This is a genomic window from Legionella sp. PATHC035 (genome assembly GCF_026191115.1).
GTDB lineage: Bacteria > Pseudomonadota > Gammaproteobacteria > Legionellales > Legionellaceae > Legionella.
The window spans coordinates 3,474,333-3,493,138 of record NZ_JAPHOT010000001.1; the positions used below are offsets into that span (position 1 = coordinate 3,474,333).

An 18,806-nucleotide genomic window follows, 5' to 3' on the forward strand; every position below is an offset into this window, starting at 1 on the left:
TCAAGATGAAGCTGGATTATCCAACAATTATCGGGATGATAAGCCAGGCCATTTGGCCAATGGGCCGTATTGGCGGTTTATTGCTTACAGTACCCGTATTTTCCTCTGCTTTAATACCCGCGCGCATAAAAGTTATTTTCCTTTTTGTTTTAAGTTGTGTCTGTGCTTTTTTAGTTCCTAAAGAACTTTCTTTTCTGAATTTCAAAGGAATTTTTTTAGGATACATCCTCCAGGAATTGCTTTTTGGTTTGTTAATGGGATTTGTCTTACAACTCGTTTTTCAGGTTTTTGTTTTGGGCGGACAAATTATTGCAATGCAGGCTGGTCTAAGTTTTGCAGTGATGATGGATCCTGCAAGCAGAGCCAGTGTTCCACTAGTTAGTCAGCTTTATTCTATGATGATGACCTTAATTTTTTTGGCACTTAATGGTCATTTGACTGTTTTTGAAACCTTATTGGATAGTTTCAAAATCATGCCTATAGGACAGCTTTCTGTGACGCAATCTATGGTTTGGAATGTTATTTTATTTTCGGGCTGGATGTTTAAACAGGCCCTATTGATTTCAATTCCGGCTTTATTGTCTTTACTTATCGTGAGTCTTGCCTTCGGAATTATGTCTCGTGCAGCACCACAATTAAATATTTTTTCTTTAGGATTCCCTATAACGTTGATCATGGGAATGGTTGTGATTCAGGTGGGTTTGCCTAGTGTTGCCGCACAAATGGGGGATCTTATCAAAGATGGGATGCGTTTTATAATAGGGATGTTGCACTGATGGCAGAGCAAGAACAAGCACAAGAAAAAACCGAACAGCCCTCGGCCAAACGGCTGAAAGAAGCGCGAAAAAAAGGTCAGGTTGCTCGCTCAAAAGACTTCAACACCACAGTGACTTTACTTTTTACTGCTGTAGGATTTCTTATTTTTGGTAAACAGTTGGCCCATCAGATGGCAACAATGATGCGTCAAGCTTTTGAGTTCGATACCCGAGTTATCATAACGCCCCTAACAAGTGTAGAACGTTTATTTTTTCTCGCTAAGATGGGATTTTGGTCTTTAATACCCTTATTGGCTGTTATTTTTCTGATTACTTTAGCAGCCCCATTGCTTATGGGCGGCTGGGTGTTTAGCGGGCAAGTGATACAACCAAAATTTTCACGACTCAACGCATTTCAAGGGCTTAAACGAATGGTTTCGGTGAAAAGTTTTGCCGAAATGATTAAATCGTTTTTCAAATTTCTTTTAGTCGCAGTTGTAGCCATAGTGGTATTGAAATCACAAGTACCCGCCTTGTTAGCTTTGGCTCATGTTCCCATAGAGACAGCAATTGGCAGCGGTACCCTGATTGTAGTGAAGTCCTTTGTATTAATTACTGCCAGTTTAATTGTGATTGCTGCTTTTGATGTGCCTTTTCAACTGTATGAGCATCAAAAAAACATGAAAATGACAATGCAAGAATTGAGAGATGAATATAAAGAAACAGAAGGTAAGCCTGAGGTAAAAAGTGCTATTCGTCGCGCCCAGCAAGAAATCTCGAGGCGGCGGATGATGAATGAAATATCGAAAGCGCATGTGGTGTTAACTAACCCCACTCATTATGCCGTAGCGATTAGCTATAAAGAAAAGAGTCATAAGGCACCCATGGTTGTGGCAAAGGGCAAAGACTTAGTTGCTTTTCAAATAAGCAAAGTTGCAAAATCACATCAAATTCCCATTATTTCGGTGCCACCCTTAGCACGTGCTCTCTATTTTTCTACCAAATTAAATAAGGAAATACCTAGAGGACTCTATGTCGCTGTAGCCCAGGTTTTAGCCTATGTGTTTCAACTGCGAGATAAGGAACGTTACGATTATAAACCCACGGTATTACAGGATGTTCCTATTCCGCCCGAATTAGCGCGCAAAGCAGAGGAGAATGTGAATGAATAAAGCATTGCACTACATTCAATATTGGCTGCGTCAAGGTTTAGGTACGCCTATAGTGCTTGTCATGATGCTTGGCATGATGATGTTGCCTTTGCCTCCTTTTTTATTGGATGTGTTTTTTACTTTTAATATTGCTTTATCTCTTGTAGTGCTGTTAGCGGTAATATACAGCGAAAGACCTCTCGATTTTGCTGTATTTCCAACCGTCATATTGCTTGCGACCTTGTTGCGATTGTCGTTAAACGTTGCTTCAACTCGCGTGGTGTTACTCAATGGTTATAAAGGAACGGATGCTGCAGGGCATGTGATTCAATCATTTGGTGAAGTAGTTATTGGTGGAAACTATGCTGTTGGCCTTGTCGTCTTTATTATTTTGGTAGTCATCAATTTTGTTGTGGTCACTAAGGGTGCGGGTCGTGTATCTGAGGTCAGTGCTCGGTTTACTTTAGATTCTTTACCTGGGAAACAAATGGCTATTGATGCTGATTTGAATGCGGGGTTAATCAATCAAGAACAGGCAATAAAACGTCGATTAGAGGTAGCCCAGGAAGCAGACTTTTATGGTTCTATGGATGGAGCTAGCAAATTTGTTCGTGGTGATGCAGTAGCTGGGATTTTAATTCTGGTTGTCAATATTATTGGTGGCTTGATTATTGGTGTTTTTCAACATGGAATGAACGTTTCTGATGCGCTGCATAATTATATTTTACTAACTATCGGAGATGGGTTGGTTGCGCAAGTACCCTCTTTAGTTTTATCAACTGCCGCAGCCATCATTGTTACGCGAGTATCTAGTGCGCAAAATATGGGACAGGCAGTAATTTCTCAATTGCTGGCTAACCCACGTTCGTTAATTATTGCAGCGGCAATTATCGGATTGATTGGTATTATCCCCGGAATGCCTCATGTCGCATTTATTTTACTTGCTGCAGGTTTGTCGGGAATTGCTTATTTGTTTCAACAGCAAGAAAAGGTAAAACGCAATGAACAGCTCAATCAGGAAAATGAATCCCTGGCTATACAAAGTCCGAGTATTTCATCGGAGCTCTCATGGGACGATGTGAATCCAGTTGATGTGATCAGCCTCGAAGTAGGGTATCGCTTGATCCCTCTAGTCGATCAGTCACAAGGCGGTGTTTTACTTTCTCGCATAAAAGGGGTACGTAAGAAAATATCTCAAGAACTGGGGTTTTTAATTCCTTCTGTGCATGTACGTGATAATTTGGATTTAAAACCTAACCATTATCGAATCAGCTTGGCGGGGGTTGTAATGGGAGAGGCCTCAATTCATTTGGATCGTAGTTTGGCTATCAATCCAGGACAAGTTTTTGGCGAAATTGAGGGAATAAAAACTCATGACCCAGCTTTTGGCATGGAAGCGGTTTGGATAAATGAAAGTCAAAAGGAGCAGGCGCATACTTTGGGGTATACTGTAGTTGATGCCTCAACAGTGGTTGCCACGCACCTAAGCCAAATATTAGAGCAAAACAGTCAACAGCTATTAGGTTATGAAGAAACACAGCAGCTCTTAGATAAGCTGGCAATAAATTCACCTAAATTGGTAAAAGAGCTGGTGCCTGATGGACTTTCATTAGGCATGGTTAGTAAAGTATTACAAGGATTGTTAGTAGAACACATTCCTCTAACTGATATTCGAACCATAGTCGAAACTCTGGCGGAACTAGCGCCAAAATCTAAAGATACAGAGTACTTAATCAGCCAAGTACGTATTGCCTTATCACGATTAATTACGCAAAAAATCAGTGGCATCCATGAAGAGCTGCCTATTATTACATTAAAACCCGAGTTGGAACAATTATTGCAAAACATTATTCAGAGTAGTGGATCTGGAGGCGTAAATTTTGAGCCAGGAATGGCAGATAAGATACAACATTCTTTAACACAATTAGCAATGCAACAGCAGGCAAAGCAGGAGAGTTCAGTTTTGGTCGTACAACCGGGTATACGCGCAGTGTTGGCACGATTTGTGCGTAATATCTCTCATGACTTTCATGTTTTGTCGTATCAGGAGATTCCTGATAACAAACAAATAAGAATAGTAGGCACAGTAGGATAGAAATGGTCACTTTTTCCTGATGGAACACTGACCTAGGCCAGGAAAAACGGCGCTAAAGAGTATAAATTTCTCAGTTTTCCTACAATCGGACTACAATTTCTATAGAGGCATTGCGTGAATAATGGCAAATTTCTTCATAAGCAGGAGGCTTTATGAAATTAAAACGTTTTGTTGCGGCCGACACACGCAGCGCTATGAAACAAATTAAAGAGACACTGGGGGCTGATGCCGTTATTTTGTCCAGTCATCACATAGAGGGCGGGGTAGAGGTTGTTGCGGCAATTGATTTTGATGAAACAATTCTATCAGCCTCTGCGGCAGTTGCTTCTGCTGAGCCACCGAGCCAGATGAATAAATTTCAAATGCAAACCCCTCTTGATGATATGCGCCAAGAAATTCAGACGTTAAGAGGCATGCTTGAAGCCCAGTTGCGGGGAAATGTGGGTGTCCATGAGCCTTTGCATACCATTTTGATGCAGAAGCTTTTGTATCTTGGCGTAAGTCATACGACCGCTGCCGCGTGGGCATGTTCCGTACGCCCCGATTCTAATCAGCAAAAAGGATGGGACGCGATATTAAATTTAATTTCTGAGCAATTAACCATTCGTGATAACCATAGGATAGAAGAGGGTGGCGTTTATGCTTTTGTTGGACCAACTGGTGTCGGAAAAACGACGACCCTAGCCAAAATTGCGGCGAGATTTACCCTGAGATTTGGGGCAGAGAAATTAGGGCTTGTGACAATGGACACTTATCGAATTGCCGCACAAGAGCAACTCATGATGTATGGAAAAATTTTGGGGGTAAAGGTTTGTGTTGCTCAGGATGAAGTCTCTTTGGCGCGAGTATTACGACAATTAAGCGATAAGAAATTAATTTTGATTGATACCGCGGGAATGAATCCGGCAGATGAACGCGTTGTAAAACAAATGAATGTATTGAGTACTTATTTGCAGTCGATTTCGAGAGTTTTGGTTTTACCTGCAACCAGCCATTATCAAGTATTAATTGATGCAATAAGACGTTATGAAGCAAATCAAGTCGATCAGTGCATTTTAACCAAGCTGGATGAGTCATTAGCTGTAGGCGGCGCACTCAGTGCACTCATTGAATCAGGTTTGGGGGTCAGCTATCTCACACACGGACAACGTGTCCCTGAAGATATTAAAATGGCAACACGTCACCAGCTTATTGAGCTGCTTGCGGAGCAGGAAACACAATTGTTTCAGGCGGACAATGCTGGAAAAGCACATCAAGGTGCTGGGAGAGAATATCATGTCTAAAGTAAAGCAGAATATAAGTGACCAAGCTTCAGGTCTGAGGAATCTATCACGTGCGAAACCCATTAAAGTAATTGCTGTTTCTGCTGGGAAAGGAGGTGTAGGTAAGAGTAATGTTTCCGTCAATCTGGCAGTTGGATTGGCTCAGCTTAATAAGAGAGTCATGATACTTGATGCCGATTTAGGCTTGGCCAATATCGATATCATGCTCGGATTGCATACAAAATATAATTTGTCTCATGTAATTCAGGGAATCTGTCATTTAAGTGACATTATTTTGCCAGGACCTAATGGCATTAGTGTCATTCCTGCAGCTTCAGGGACAGAGTTCATGACTCAACTCTCCTCAGCAGAGCTCGCCGGAATCATCGATGCATTTAATGAACTCACCGATGATTTAGATTACATGATTATAGATACCGCTGCGGGGATTTCAGATACCGTTCTAAGTTTTACTCGTTCATCCCAAGAATTAATTGTCGTTGTATGTGATGAGCCGACTTCATTAACTGATGCCTATGCTTTAATTAAAGTAATGAGTAAGCGTTATGAATGGACTCGTTTTCATATACTGGCCAATATGGTGAGAAATGAACGAGATGGACGGGAATTATTTAACAAATTATTCAAAGTTTCCGAGCAATTTCTTGAGGTTCAGCTAGACTATTTAGGAGCGGTACCATTTGATGAACACATACACAGGGCAGTAAAAATGCAAAAGCCTGTATTAATTGCTTATCCTGATTCTGCTGCTGCTTCGGCACTAAGGCAGTTAGCAGATGAAGTCTCTGAATGGCCTCCCAGTTCTTTATTGGGTGGTAATACCAGTTTCTTTTTAGAGCGTTTGGTTGCAGGTGAATTTTAAGGAGAATATTGTGGATGCTTTGGCTGCCTATAGCAAAGTAAATCAGCAAATCCAAGAAACGCTGGTAAAAAACCATGCCTTGTTGGTGAAACGCATAGCACATCATTTATTGGGGCGTTTGCCTCAAAGTGTGCAGTTGGATGATTTAATACAAGCGGGAATGCTTGGATTGCTGGAAGCAACAAAACATTATGATTCTTCCAAAGGCGCGTCATTTGAAACCTATGCAGGAATTCGAATTAAGGGGTACATGCTTGATGAAGTAAGACGAAATGATTGGGTACCGCGTTCTGTCTATCGAAATTCAAGAATGATTTCTGAGGCAGTAAAATATCTCGAGCATCGTTTGGGAAGAGAAGCTAAAGATTCAGAAATTGCAGCTGAGCTTGGCATCTCACTCGATGAGTACCATGAAATGTTACAAGATTCAGTGAGTAGTCACTTATACGGCTTTGAAGATCTGGGTGTTACCGATGATGTTTTGCAAGTCGAAGATGGATATGCTGAGCCTCATGCCAATGTATTCCATAGTGATTTAATGCGTCGTTTATCGGAGGTTATTCGCGGATTGCCGCATAAGGAGCGAATGGTCCTCTCTTTATACTATGAACAGGATTTGAATTTAAAAGAAATTGGGGAAGTTATCGGCGTTAGTGAATCACGTGTTTCACAGATTCTTAGCCAGGCAACACATCGGATTAAATCTCGTTTACCGGAATAAAAAAGAATGGATGTTTTAACTTTACTAGGGATGTTGACCAGTTTTCTAGCCATTATAATCGGCCAAGTGTTTGAAGGCGGGAATATGCAGGCATTACTCAATTTGTCTGCATTGTTTATCGTGCTCGGAGGAACAATTGGTGCGGTTATGGTACAAACACCACTGAGTACTTTTAGGAGAGCATTTACTATTTTACCTTGGGTCATCAAACCACCTAAACTTGAATTTGAATCCTGCCGTAACAAAATGTTTGAGTTGGCCCGAAAAGCGCGTCAACTGGGTTTGCTTTCTTTGGAAGAACATTTGGAAGTTGAAAAAAATCCACTCATTAGCAAAGGATTGGAGTTATTGGTTATTGGGGTAGATAAACTCACTATTCGACAAGTTCTGGAGGATGAGATTGAGCGAATTGAAAATCATGACCTCCATGCAGCACAAGTTTTTGAAAGTATGGGAGGGTACAGCCCAACTATAGGAATAATGGGAGCAGTATTAGGGCTGATCCAAGTCATGCGTCATTTAGCCGAACCGAGCGAATTGGGATTAGGTATTGCAGTTGCATTCGTAGCTACGATATACGGGGTTGGCATGGCTAATCTTATTTTTTTACCCGTGGCGAATAAATTAAAAAGTTATATTGCCCATAAGGTGCACTACGATGAGATGATAGTAGAAGGCTTAGTCGCGATCGCCTCTGGGGAAAGTCCTGGGATCTTGTTGTTAAAACTCAATAACTTTGGCCAGCACAAGAAAGATGAAATCAAGAAAAAAAAGAAATGAACCACATAACGACCATCATCGTTGGGTAGTCTCCTATGCAGATTTCATTACCTTGCTTTTTGCATTTTTTGTGGTGATGTATGCTATTTCTTCGGTGAACATATCAAAATACAAATCGCTATCGGAGGGGATGAAATCGGCGTTTAATAATAAAGATGCGGCCCGTGCCCTAAAGTCAACGGACAATAAAAAAGACGGACCACAAACCAAACAAGTCCATGGGCTTTATAATGATGGTCTAGATGAATTAAGCCAATCGCTATCAGAATTGGAAGATGGCAATTATAAAATTAACCGCCAGGAGGGCTGGATTGAGCTCGACATCAAATCAGGAGCTTTGTTTGAGTCAGGTGAGGCAGATTTAAAACCAGATGCTTTTGTTAAGTTAATGCGATTGGCAAGTAAAATTAAAAAATCATCCTCTATTATTGCTGTAGAAGGGTATACTGATAATGTCCCTATAGAAACCCCTCAGTTTCCATCAAACTGGGAACTTTCAGCCATGCGTGCGGCGGTTGTTGGCCGGACTTTAAATTCATTTGGCATTTCAACGGAACGTATTTTAGTAACAGGTTATGGTGAACAATTTCCAGTTGCAGACAACATCACAGATCAAGGCAGAGCGGCAAATCGCAGGGTGAGTATCGTTATCGCCTTAAATCGAAATGTTCCTCGTCTTTTGAATCCGGCATTAAGTGAGCCAACTCACCGCGTAGTCATCGGGAATTCTGGAAATAAGGATATAAAATGATTATTTTTCTTTTAAGCTTAAATGCAGTCATTCTTTCATTAGGAGTGAATTATCTATTGAATCAGCGAAAAAAATTAATCGCGTTTCAGGAACAGTTAGATACCCAACAAAAATCAATCGATGAAATTACCAAAGATCACCCCATGTTAATTCATGCTGATTTATTATTCTCCAAACAATTAAAGGAAATTAATACGCAATTAATCAGCATGGATAATCAAATTCAAGATTTGGAAAATAAACGAGATAATGATGGGGGTTATCGTCATGCGTTGCGCATCTTGGAAATGGGGGGGAATCGAGATGAAATTGTCGAAAGTTGCCATTTGTCTCCTGCTGAAGCTGATTTACTAATGAACTTACAAGCCTACCGCACAGCAATGAAGACTTCATAAAGTTGTTTTTTTCATTGCATTCACGGTAAAATCCCAAGCTTATTTTTAACTGGGTTAAGCTTATACAAAATTGTAGCTTGGATTATTCAGGTATCCCGGATTTGTATCGTGTAATCCGGCTATGAAACATGCGCTTACAATTAGAGTATTAACTCAATCACTATTTTTTAAAGAGACACTTATGTTAGAAGTAAACCAAATTAGTCTTAATCTGGTGGATCTTGAAAAGCGAGTAGAAGCGCTTAGGGGGTATCTTTGACTTTGACGCTAAAAGTGAGCGCTTGGAAGAGGTTGTTCGTGAACTGGAATCGTCTTCGGTTTGGGATAATCCAGAAGTTGCTCAGGCGTTAGGACGTGAAAGAACACAGCTGGAGGCTGTAGTTTCTACTTTAACTCAATTAAATCAATCCATTATTGATTTCCATGAATTATTTGAGATCGCACGCGAAGAAAATGATGAACAAACGATAAATGAAATTGGTGAGGAGTTATCCTCTGTTGAGCAAAAAGTTGCTGATCTTGAGTTTCGTCGTATGTTTTCAGGAAAAATGGATAATTCAAATGCTTATTTGGATATTCAATCCGGTTCAGGTGGAACCGAAGCCCAGGATTGGGCTGAAATGTTATTGCGCATGTATCTGCGTTGGGGGGAGCAACACGGATTTATTACTGAATTAATTGAATGCTCTCCTGGCGAGGTTGCTGGTATTAAAAGCGCTACAATCTATTTCAAGGGCGAGTATGCTTTTGGATGGTTGCGCACAGAAACAGGGGTGCACCGTTTAGTACGAAAATCTCCTTTCGATTCGGGAAACAGGCGACATACTTCTTTTGCTGCAGTATTTGTTTCACCTGAAATTGATGATGACATTGATATAGAAATTAATCCGGCTGATTTACGTATCGATACCTACAGAGCATCCGGAGCTGGGGGACAGCATGTTAACCGAACTGATTCGGCAGTGCGTATTACTCATGCTCCCAGTGGGATTGTAGTACAATGCCAGAATGATCGAAGTCAACATCGTAATAAAGATCAGGCAATGAAGCAGCTGCGTGCCAAGTTATATGAATTGGAAATGCAAAAGAAAAACGCGGAGCAGCAGGCATTAGAAGCCAGTAAATCAGACATAGGTTGGGGATCTCAAATCCGTTCTTACGTATTAGATCAATCTCGTATTAAAGATCTACGCACTGGTGTTGAAACGAGCAACACCCAGGCAGTATTGGATGGTGCATTGGATCAATTTATTGAAGCCAGTCTAAAGGCAGGAGTAGGGCAGCATGAGTGATGAGCAAATAGAACATATCGATGAAAGCGAAGTTTATTATATTCGCAAACAAAAATTGGCTGAGTTACGTACAAAAGGTTTTAATTTTCCAAACCAATTTCGTCGTGAAAATTTAGCTCAGGAAATTATAAAACATTACGATTCATTAGATAAGGAAACCTTGGCACAACAGCATGTGAAAGTAATTGTAGCCGGTCGTATTGTATTACGGCGCATTATGGGAAAGGCTAGTTTCTTCCATATTCAAGATTTTTCTGGACGTATTCAAGTATACATTCGCGCGAATGATCTCCCCGAACAGTATGAAGAATTTAAGCATTGGGATTTAGGCGATATCGTTGGTGTTCAAGGTGAGTTATTCAAAACCAATACAGGAGAGCTTACAGTCCATACGGAACGTGTAGAGTTATTAACGAAATCATTGCGCCCTTTGCCTGATAAGTTTCATGGCCTAGCCGATCAAGAAGTGAAATATCGCAAACGTTATGTTGATTTAATTGCTAATGATGAAAGTCGTCTTACTTTTTTAACGCGTTCACGATTAATTCAAGCGTTTAGACAATTTATGGATAAAAACTACTTTCTGGAAGTGGAAACACCCATGATGCATCCTATTCCAGGCGGTGCTATGGCGCGGCCTTTTGTTACGCATCATCATACATTGGATATGACCATGTATTTGCGTATTGCCCCAGAGCTTTATTTAAAACGTCTTGTTGTCGGCGGTTTTGAGCGAGTCTATGAAATTAATCGTAATTTCCGCAATGAGGGTATATCAACGCGTCATAATCCAGAGTTTACCATGGTTGAGTTTTATCAAGCCTACGCAGATTATAAGGATTTGATGAATTTTACTGAAGAATTATTACGCTATCTCTGTGATACGGTAATAGAAAAGCGTCAAGTTGAATATCAAGGCCAAATTATTGATTTTGATAAACCATTTACCCGCATGACTGTAAAAGAGGCAATTTTACATTACCATCCTGAAATTGATGCGCCTCAACTTGAGAGCATCGTCAGTTGTCGTGCGATTTTACAGAAAAAAGGTTTTTCTTATAAAGAAACTGACGGGCTAGGTAAGCTGCAAATTATATTGTTTGAGGAAACAGTCGAACATCAGTTATTTCAGCCTACTTTTATTACGGGTTATCCCACTGAAATCTCACCTTTGGCCCGCCGCAGCGATGATGATCCAGAAGTCACTGACCGTTTTGAATTCTTTATTGCAGGCCGAGAAATTGCTAATGGATTTTCTGAGTTGAATGATGCAGAAGATCAAGCAGAGCGTTTTCGTAAGCAAGTTGAAGAAAAGGATGCCGGTGATCTCGAAGCCATGCATTTTGATAGTGATTATATCGAAGCTCTGGAATATGGCTTACCCCCCACCGCAGGAGAGGGCATTGGAATTGATCGCTTGATTATGCTGTTTACCAACTCACAGTCAATCCGTGATGTGATTTTGTTCCCTCATTTGCGGCAATAAAATAAAATTCCTCTCCTGCTTGTGGACAAAGAGGTAGAGGAATCGTCATTAAGTGAAGAAGAATCCCTCTTCCAGGTGTGGGAGAGGGGTAGGGTTGAGGGTCCATTTGCTGTAATCAACACCCTCATGCGCCCTAACAAAGTCCCTTCTCCCCATGTAGAGAGAGGACAATACAACCTGAATATTCTAAAATGTACCCAAAGATCCTGTCGGTAACAATCAGGCTACATTTTTAGAGTTTGGTAGGACTCCCAAGTACAAAAATAATAATAATTATCAGGAGGCTTATGTTTGTTACTCAACTCCAGAAGGCGATTAGCTACATTAGAGAAACGCAAGAGATAGCCCTATTTATTACAATGGCTGATACAAGATTATCAGCGATGTTTCGTATATCACCTTTATTTTACATCTCATTGCCTTTTATAGGTTTTTTGTTGACTGTAAATGCGATAATTAACGGATATCAACTTGCAAAAACCAGCAACCGCAATTTTGATCAATGGTCCCTTTTTCTCACTTCTGCAGTGTGTGCGGTATTAGCAAGTATATCACTTTATGGTGCTGCGCTTTCCAAATTATTTAGTTTTAGCTTTGCAGCAGGTCCTTGGTTTTTTTTCAGTAGCTTAGCCTTATCATTAGGGCATCAGTTGGTCATGTTGGCACTCAATTCATATAGAGCTTATGAGTCTCCCAAAAACAGCACTCAACGAATGCATTACCTACAGGCCGCTTTCAATAACTTGTTTGTGATATCGTTCTTAGCTGTCGCTTTAGGGGCAGTTGTATTTGCGATGCTCTTTCCTATCGTTCCTGCTCTAGGTACAGTATTTTCCCTAGCGGCGGTGGTGTTTACTGGTGTTGATATCTTGTGGCGTATGATTCCTCATGAAATAAAAAAATCCATCAAAGGATGGTTTCATTTGAGTAAACCCGATGTCATCCAAGATGCGATTGCAAATCAGGAGGAAACTTTAATACCCCAGAATTCCAATGAAATGGAGCCGAGACATCATAGACTGTTTACCTGTTGTGATTACAGCGCATTGATTCGAGCAATGGCTTTGGAAAAGGCCAAACCTTATCTGTTAGAACTTATTCGTCAGAAATTAATCAGATTAACGCAAAATCCAGATTCACAGAATGAGACAATAAAAGATAAAATTTACTTATTAACAGCAATGTCAAAAGTAATACAAAATTCTGAAGAAATCTCTAAAAAGGATATGTTGACGAAATTTCCTTTAGCTTTTCAACACTTTTGGGTTGAAAAGGGAGAGGTAGAGCAATTATTTGATGCTGTAGTTGTTTATCGAGACAGAGAGCAAGCAAATCAGGAAATTCCTTCAGCACAAGTCGTATTTACTGGATAGCTTTTACCTCTTAATAAGTATTTATCAAGTCTTGATGACAGGGCAAGTTGATTGGTTTTTCTTTTCGGATATATTTTATTTATTGTATAATTATTTTTCTTTTTGATTTGAATGTCACTTAATTGCGTTGTGCGTGGGCTATATTAATACTATGTATTAGTAAAAAGTTTCCAAGATTAGAGAGTTATTATGCCATTTACATATCGAGCAATTACAGCAAATTGTGGTAATGATACTATTGGTATTGAAGCCAGTAGGGAGCTTGCCGATAAGATCGATCAGGATGGAGCAGATTTTTATCTTATCAACTGTCAAGAAACCCACTTTGAGAAAACTCAAAAACAGCTTGAAGCGGTACTTGGCGAGGGCTACCAAGTAGCGTGTTTGGGGCAAATGGCTACCCATACTAAAGCGGATACTCAATTTCATTCAAATACAGGAATAGCAAGCTTTATTATTTATAAAAAAGAATTGGTTTTAAGTGATATCAATTCAACCGAAGCAAGACGTACTCCTGCAAGTGGTTTTTTAGAGAGAATCAGTAGTGGTGCAGGATTCAATAAAGGAGGCTTGGTTACTAATTTTGCCATAAAGCGACCCGATGGGGAACGTATCGATATACAAGCGGTCAGTGGGCATTTAGATGCAAGCAGTATGTTGAAGCGCAATCAAGATTGGCATGTGCTCCATAAAAAAACGATAAAAGAGGTGCACAATTGGGATGAACTTCTAGCGGCATGTCCTAATTTAATGGTTTCAGGATATGATGCGAATACTCGCAACCGACTTGATGAGAATAATAAAGAAATTAACATGTGGGAATATCCCGAGAAATATCCTGAAATACACGCACTTGATCGTGTTTCTCTTGCGGCAGCTCGATATAGTGGTCAATCCACCTATGCTCATGCACCAGGCCCGGATCCTAAACGACCGGGGTATGCAGGAGGCGGTATGCTTGATTTTGTGACCATTTTTGATGGAAAAATATCCGAAGAAGGAATTGTAAGTGATGAGCAAGTTGAGCAGTACGAACCCGAGCTCAATTCGGAGCGAGATCATAATGTGATTGTTAGTCCACTCCGTACCAGCCTTAAGGCAAGCCCTTTTGAACGAGTTAAGAATCTAATGGCTTCTCGCTTAAAAGGTGTTGCGCCTCTCTTGGCTAAGGAAATTCAAAAAATGGAGGAGACTGATGAGGGCGCTAAAGATCGATTAGTAGAAATTTACCAACAATATTTAAGCCCAGAGGGTTTTTTAGATCAAGCGATTGCGTTGCATCAACGCAAATTGGTGTGTCTTGAGCAGTTAATGAATCGCTCATTGGATGAAGGTTTGAAAGATAAGGTTTCAAAAACTCTATTTGCAGAACTTGAATGGTGTGCTGTTGAGCCAAATCTACTCACAGCACAGCAATTAGCAGCACAACAAGAATTAATGAGAGCATTTCTTAATTCGCTAGATGAGTGTGAGCATGCGGTGGGAATCAAAGCGCGTTTGGATTGTTATCATGAGTTGAAAGAAAAGATCGACAAGAATGAGAGAATCAATGCGGCTGAAGCGTTTAAAGATGCAGCAGTTCAAACGTATCAAAACCTTTATATTAAATTTGCAACAAAATTATATAACCATACGGATTCACCAGAGCTTCAAGGTGCAATGGAGAAATTATTAAAACGTCTTGATGCAATTGCTGATCATAATGCTGAAGCTGCATTGAAAAGTCTGGATCCAAAGAAATTAGATCTGTTGACTCATATTATTGCACAGTGTGATGATAGCTTTAACCCGTCCCATAACGTGGAAAAAAACAACGAGGAATTAATGAGTCTTTCTCATGAGGCAATGGGCAGTTCTTCTCCATTATGGCGCGCTTTGGCTGAGGCTGTGAAATTTTTTGTATCTATAGTTTCTAAAGTATCTCGCGACGCAACCTTGGCTGAACAGGGAGAGCTCGTTAAGAGTAAAAAATTATCGGATTCGATAACAAAGTACAGGACTGCTTTGCATGATATGCGTCCCCAAGAGAACAGCGTAAGCGATGACGAAAATAGAATGACGTTGGATTGAGTTTTTAAATAAAATTACCGAGATATAGTTTATGGTTTGGGCAGATACCCTAAAAAAAATCAGCTGTAAAACAGCACTTAAAGCGGCTTCGCAATGGGTTGATCGACCTCATAACCTGCAACTGATTAACAATCAAATCAATTGTGTTTATCGTTTTGAATCTGCGGGAAAGAGATTCTATTTGCGCATGACTCATGAGCAGATTAGACCACAAAGGGAACTGCTCGCTGCCATCGATTTTCAACAACACTTGCTCCAACATGATGCACCAGTTTCTGACGTTCTCGTGTCAAACAACGGATGTTATATTGAAAGCGTTAGACAAGATGAACTCTTTTTTTGGGCTCAAGTATGCTCTGAAGTGCCAGGGACAATCATGCATTTTGGGTATGAGGATAAAAATACCTACTTTCTCTGGGGACAAGCTTTGGCGCGTTTACATCGTGCTGCGGGAACTTATCAGGCGAAAGGACATCATTTTAGAAGCTGGAAGGACTTGTGGAATGAAACAGCCGGTTACCTTGATGATGAAGAAAAGGCAATTCAGGATTTATTTCATAGCCTTGACCAACGCTTTGAACGCTTTACGCCGAATAAGGTCAATTTTGGTCTCACGCACGGAGATCATCGACCCGGGAATGTGCTATACGACGGCAAGCAAATCCATTTTATTGACTTTGATGAGCCTGTCTATCATTGGTTTATCGCCGATATTGCAAAACCATTTTTAGACTTATGCAGTAGACCTTTTGCTGAATGGGCAGAAAAATTTGCATGGATGATTGAGGGGTATCAGGGTATTTTGCCTGTAGACGCGCATTTATTGCAGTCGATTAATGATTTTAGCCAAATGAAGAGTTTGGATATTTATCTTTGGTGCAAATATAATTGGTTCGAAACTACAGCTCCAGGAGGAACGCCAAGAGCGCAATGGTTGAATGAATTACGTCATATGGCTTTTACTCCTCTATTCAATTTTAAATGATTTAAAAAAATACGTTTCTTACATCTACTGTTAATGAAGATTCTAAATTTTCAATAAATATTCCCTTAACTCACCGCATACTTCATTCTCTTCATTCAACCATCCCATGCTCTTCATTATTTCCTGACTGCGTTTTCCACTGCCTTGTTTGGAATGGCCTTGAGCATGATTAACCAAATCTTTTAAGGACATATCCTTCTTAACATAGCTGGTAGCAAAAAATGAATACAAACCACACCAGGCGTTTTTATCGGAGGTTAATTTTGCATCATATTTTTGCATAAAATTGCTTTTTAAACGTTCTAAGTTTGCATTTAGCTTTTCCAACTCTGCTTGTTCTTTTGCTAAAACTAGATGGATAGTTAAAAAGTCAATATTACTGGAATTTCCATATTTTTTAGCTTCAGCCATAATTTGCTCAATATGTTCTTGGGGCAAATCATTAGGATTAGGGTAGATCTTGAACGCACGCTGGAGTAAATCAGGCTCTTCAAGTGAGAGAGCTGACTTCATCAGTTGAACAAAACCAGCGGGATTTACATTTTTATTTTCAATATGGGTTAACTCATTTAAGAATTCGGTAAATAAAATAATGCCTTTCTTTCTTGCTTGAGTTAGGGCGATTTTAAGAGTTTCGTCATTGTTTAATACCGGCATTAAATCTTCTTCGATTCCTCTTACAAAATCAAACCCATCTCCTATACCTCCCTGTTTTTTAGAGGACATTTCATACATGGTACAAGCAATGTGATTTGCTAAAAAGCTTAATCCTCTGAGAGGACCATAAAAAAAGTTGGATTTGTCCCTGGTTCCTGATTTCAATTCTTCGAGAGTTGGTACATAGGGTAAACTGGTTCCTGAAAAATCTGAGACAACATCCCAAAACATAAAGCCTATTACTGGGGGCTCTGAAGAGTGCTCTGGAGGTAATTTAAAATAAAAATGCTCGCTATCATCTAAGGAGTGCAGAATGCTAATGGGCAAGGAAAAGGTGAATGCGGTTGCATATTCATTGAGGATATTTTCTACCATTTTTAGTGCAAAACGCTTATCCTTCAAGCGTTCTTTTAAGATAAGAATATCTGGAGGTGTACCAATAACCCTTTGATCCCCTTTGGCGTTATAAATGGCAATAGATTCTTCTTGGCAAAGACTTGTAAAATCTTTTGTGACAAGAACATTAATGGTGTAGCTTGGCTGGCCGGGTTCTTGTATTTCGATAGGAGCAATTTCAAATCGTTGTGTTTTTAATCCCAAGTCTGTGATTTGATCAAGCAGGAGTTTTTCCGCTTGAATTTTCTCATCCCAATTAATCCAACCCTTGTTTGGAATAAAAAAGCATAGGTTTGTGCCTTTAATCTTATAGACATGTTTTTCGGAACCCCCTCCAATTCGTTCACAATCCGTTTTTTTAAAAGTTTTACCTTTTAAGGTTAGGGTGATGTTATGATTTTGGGTATAAAAACGCTTTAACCACTCTATCATTTGATATAAATAAAAGTTAAATTGCTTTATATTTTTTCATATTAGCAAAATAATATCAATGCTATTTACAATTTGATCGCCCTTGTTTATTTTTCATCATGCTTAGAATACAAACAAATGATATAGAGGAGCGATAGCATGGTTTGCTCAGAAAAAATAGTTGATTTCTTAATTTAAATGAAAGCTATCAGTATTAAGAAAGGCCAAGCTGGGATTGTTATCTGGTTTAATACGAAAAATAGTTTGAGTATTTACTCCGAGCAATCCTTGGGATTTTGCTTGCTTTAGCTTCTCTACTTCCTCATTAATTCTGAGATCATCTTGAGACAATCTTCGTGCTTTAAGAAGCGATTGCTCCGCTTTCTCCCAATTTTTTTCCAGTCGATAACAGCACCCTATATTTAACCAAGCATCAGCTTGAACCTTTCTGTCACTCGTTTGCTCAAGAACCGTGGCAAACTGATTTCTTGCTTTCGCATACATCCCTTGTTTGAAGAAACACATACCTGCTTGATTGAGTGCAGGAATATGACTTTGATCCAATTGAAGAGTTAAGAAATAGAGTTCTTGTGCTTTTATATATTGTTTACTTTGAAACAGATGATGACCAAATTGAACATAACATTCAGTTAGATTTTCTGTAATCACTTTTTGGAGTGCGCATTCCTCTGTAGGGCAATGAGCTAGGGCGTCACCATAGTAGTAAATGGCACACATAAAGTGCACGCTGATTTCCTCTTGCGTATCCTTTCCAACTGATGATTGATTTAATAGATGAATATACAGTTCATGCCAACTTGCGGCAGTATGTAAAAACGTAGGATTATCGCTACATCGCTCCAAGACTGAAATAAGTGCAGTTTGTGCGTCCCTAAGTAAAATAAAACAATTTTTAAAATTGGATTTGAGATAATCTTGAGCAAGCTTCATGTAGCTCAATCCCAAATTATGTCGTGCTGACACACAATTAAAGTCATTCTCAATCGCAGCAAAGTAGTATGTAATTGCTACCTCATTCTGGTTGTTCGCTGCATAACATTGTCCTAGAAGATCAAATGCATCAGACCAGTTTTCCCGATTTTGTACTTTCATAGTTAATTCAAAAAATCGGTTCAAATAGGAAATCGCCTCGTTTTTTTCAGCAGACAAAAAACATGTTTTACCTAAAAGAAAATACGCTTCTGGACTTTCATGATTTAGATTAATTTCTTGGAGAAATAGTTTTTTTGCTTGTATATAATCGCCTCTTTTAAAAGCTTCTACACCTTGTAAATGGAACGAATCAAACATTTTGCCGTCCTTAGAGTAGTTAAATGCTTTTA

The 18,806-nt window shown here is 39.6% G+C and carries 16 protein-coding genes; 14 read left to right on the forward strand and 2 right to left on the reverse strand.

What is annotated here, in order from left to right; all coding sequences use genetic code 11:
• The first annotated feature begins 5 nt into the window (after positions 1-5).
• The 14 genes from fliR (at position 6) to OQJ13_RS15140 (ending at position 15,999) form a co-directional block, all read left to right on the forward strand.
• Positions 6-776: a flagellar biosynthetic protein FliR gene (gene fliR, locus OQJ13_RS15075; RefSeq protein ID WP_265711671.1), complete on the forward strand. Its 771-nt coding sequence runs from the start codon at positions 6-8 to the stop codon at positions 774-776.
• Complete coding sequence (gene flhB / locus OQJ13_RS15080) at positions 776-1,927, forward strand: flagellar biosynthesis protein FlhB (protein ID WP_265711672.1); 1,152 nt, start codon at positions 776-778, stop codon at positions 1,925-1,927. Before fliR ends, flhB begins: the two co-directional genes overlap by 1 nt.
• Positions 1,920-4,001 carry a flagellar biosynthesis protein FlhA gene (flhA, locus tag OQJ13_RS15085; RefSeq protein WP_265711673.1) on the forward strand — a complete coding sequence of 694 codons (2,082 nt, stop codon included), beginning with the start codon at positions 1,920-1,922 and terminating at the stop codon, positions 3,999-4,001. Before flhB ends, flhA begins: the two co-directional genes overlap by 8 nt.
• A 152-nt stretch (positions 4,002-4,153) precedes the next feature.
• Complete coding sequence (gene flhF / locus OQJ13_RS15090; RefSeq protein WP_265711674.1) at positions 4,154-5,284, forward strand: flagellar biosynthesis protein FlhF; 1,131 nt, start codon at positions 4,154-4,156, stop codon at positions 5,282-5,284.
• A complete protein-coding gene (locus OQJ13_RS15095; protein ID WP_265711675.1) occupies positions 5,277-6,146 on the forward strand; it encodes a MinD/ParA family protein in 870 nt (289 codons plus the stop codon). The genes flhF and OQJ13_RS15095 overlap by 8 nt, the downstream gene beginning before the upstream one ends.
• Positions 6,147-6,156: 10 nt before the next feature.
• A complete protein-coding gene (locus tag OQJ13_RS15100; protein ID WP_265711676.1) occupies positions 6,157-6,867 on the forward strand; it encodes an RNA polymerase sigma factor FliA in 711 nt (236 codons plus the stop codon).
• 6 nt (positions 6,868-6,873) lie between these two features.
• Positions 6,874-7,647 carry a flagellar motor protein gene (locus tag OQJ13_RS15105; RefSeq protein WP_265711677.1) on the forward strand — a complete coding sequence of 258 codons (774 nt, stop codon included), beginning with the start codon at positions 6,874-6,876 and terminating at the stop codon, positions 7,645-7,647.
• Positions 7,622-8,398 (forward strand): flagellar motor protein MotB, encoded by a 777-nt coding sequence (locus tag OQJ13_RS15110; protein WP_265711679.1) that lies wholly within the window; start codon positions 7,622-7,624, stop codon positions 8,396-8,398. The genes OQJ13_RS15105 and OQJ13_RS15110 overlap by 26 nt, the downstream gene beginning before the upstream one ends.
• A complete protein-coding gene (locus OQJ13_RS15115; RefSeq protein WP_265711680.1) occupies positions 8,395-8,793 on the forward strand; it encodes a DUF2802 domain-containing protein in 399 nt (132 codons plus the stop codon). Before OQJ13_RS15110 ends, OQJ13_RS15115 begins: the two co-directional genes overlap by 4 nt.
• A gap of 181 nt (positions 8,794-8,974) precedes the next feature.
• Positions 8,975-10,085 (forward strand): peptide chain release factor 2 gene (gene prfB, locus OQJ13_RS15120; RefSeq protein ID WP_265711682.1). Its coding sequence is split into 2 segments (ribosomal slippage): positions 8,975-9,049 and positions 9,051-10,085, totalling 1,110 coding nucleotides; the frame shifts between segments, so codons are not numbered across the junction.
• On the forward strand, positions 10,078-11,571 hold the full coding sequence (gene lysS / locus OQJ13_RS15125; RefSeq protein ID WP_265711683.1) for a lysine--tRNA ligase: 1,494 nt from the start codon (positions 10,078-10,080) through the stop codon (positions 11,569-11,571). The genes prfB and lysS overlap by 8 nt, the downstream gene beginning before the upstream one ends.
• A gap of 287 nt (positions 11,572-11,858) precedes the next feature.
• A complete protein-coding gene (locus tag OQJ13_RS15130; RefSeq protein ID WP_265711684.1) occupies positions 11,859-12,944 on the forward strand; it encodes a hypothetical protein in 1,086 nt (361 codons plus the stop codon).
• 189 nt (positions 12,945-13,133) lie between these two features.
• Positions 13,134-15,014: a hypothetical protein gene (locus OQJ13_RS15135; RefSeq protein WP_265711685.1), complete on the forward strand. Its 1,881-nt coding sequence runs from the start codon at positions 13,134-13,136 to the stop codon at positions 15,012-15,014.
• A 31-nt stretch (positions 15,015-15,045) separates the two neighbouring features.
• Positions 15,046-15,999 (forward strand): phosphotransferase enzyme family protein, encoded by a 954-nt coding sequence (locus tag OQJ13_RS15140; protein ID WP_265711686.1) that lies wholly within the window; start codon positions 15,046-15,048, stop codon positions 15,997-15,999.
• A 42-nt stretch (positions 16,000-16,041) separates the two neighbouring features.
• Here the strand turns inward: OQJ13_RS15140 and OQJ13_RS15145 are convergent, their stop codons facing one another.
• Together OQJ13_RS15145 and OQJ13_RS15150 are read right to left on the reverse strand one after the other, a co-directional pair.
• Positions 16,042-17,484, reverse strand: coding sequence for a hypothetical protein (locus OQJ13_RS15145; protein WP_265711687.1), 1,443 nt, complete (start codon positions 17,482-17,484; stop codon positions 16,042-16,044).
• Positions 17,485-17,652: 168 nt separating this feature from the next.
• Positions 17,653-18,774 carry a tetratricopeptide repeat protein gene (locus tag OQJ13_RS15150; RefSeq protein WP_265711688.1) on the reverse strand — a complete coding sequence of 374 codons (1,122 nt, stop codon included), beginning with the start codon at positions 18,772-18,774 and terminating at the stop codon, positions 17,653-17,655.
• Positions 18,775-18,806 lie beyond the last annotated feature (32 nt).

Bases quoted from the DNA above. Each gene is read 5' to 3' on its own strand.
- fliR (WP_265711671.1), top strand. From the start codon at position 6: ATGAAGCTGGATTATCCAACAATTATCGGGATGATAAGCCAGGCCATT.
- flhB (WP_265711672.1), top strand. From the start codon at position 776: ATGGCAGAGCAAGAACAAGCACAAGAAAAAACCGAACAGCCCTCGGCC.
- flhA (WP_265711673.1), top strand. From the start codon at position 1,920: ATGAATAAAGCATTGCACTACATTCAATATTGGCTGCGTCAAGGTTTA.
- flhF (WP_265711674.1), top strand. From the start codon at position 4,154: ATGAAATTAAAACGTTTTGTTGCGGCCGACACACGCAGCGCTATGAAA.
- OQJ13_RS15095 (WP_265711675.1), top strand. From the start codon at position 5,277: ATGTCTAAAGTAAAGCAGAATATAAGTGACCAAGCTTCAGGTCTGAGG.
- OQJ13_RS15105 (WP_265711677.1), top strand. From the start codon at position 6,874: ATGGATGTTTTAACTTTACTAGGGATGTTGACCAGTTTTCTAGCCATT.
- OQJ13_RS15110 (WP_265711679.1), top strand. From the start codon at position 7,622: ATGAAATCAAGAAAAAAAAGAAATGAACCACATAACGACCATCATCGT.
- OQJ13_RS15115 (WP_265711680.1), top strand. From the start codon at position 8,395: ATGATTATTTTTCTTTTAAGCTTAAATGCAGTCATTCTTTCATTAGGA.
- lysS (WP_265711683.1), top strand. From the start codon at position 10,078: ATGAGTGATGAGCAAATAGAACATATCGATGAAAGCGAAGTTTATTAT.
- OQJ13_RS15130 (WP_265711684.1), top strand. From the start codon at position 11,859: ATGTTTGTTACTCAACTCCAGAAGGCGATTAGCTACATTAGAGAAACG.
- OQJ13_RS15135 (WP_265711685.1), top strand. From the start codon at position 13,134: ATGCCATTTACATATCGAGCAATTACAGCAAATTGTGGTAATGATACT.
- OQJ13_RS15140 (WP_265711686.1), top strand. From the start codon at position 15,046: ATGGTTTGGGCAGATACCCTAAAAAAAATCAGCTGTAAAACAGCACTT.
- OQJ13_RS15145 (WP_265711687.1), bottom strand. From the start codon at position 17,484: ATGATAGAGTGGTTAAAGCGTTTTTATACCCAAAATCATAACATCACC.
- OQJ13_RS15150 (WP_265711688.1), bottom strand. From the start codon at position 18,774: ATGTTTGATTCGTTCCATTTACAAGGTGTAGAAGCTTTTAAAAGAGGC.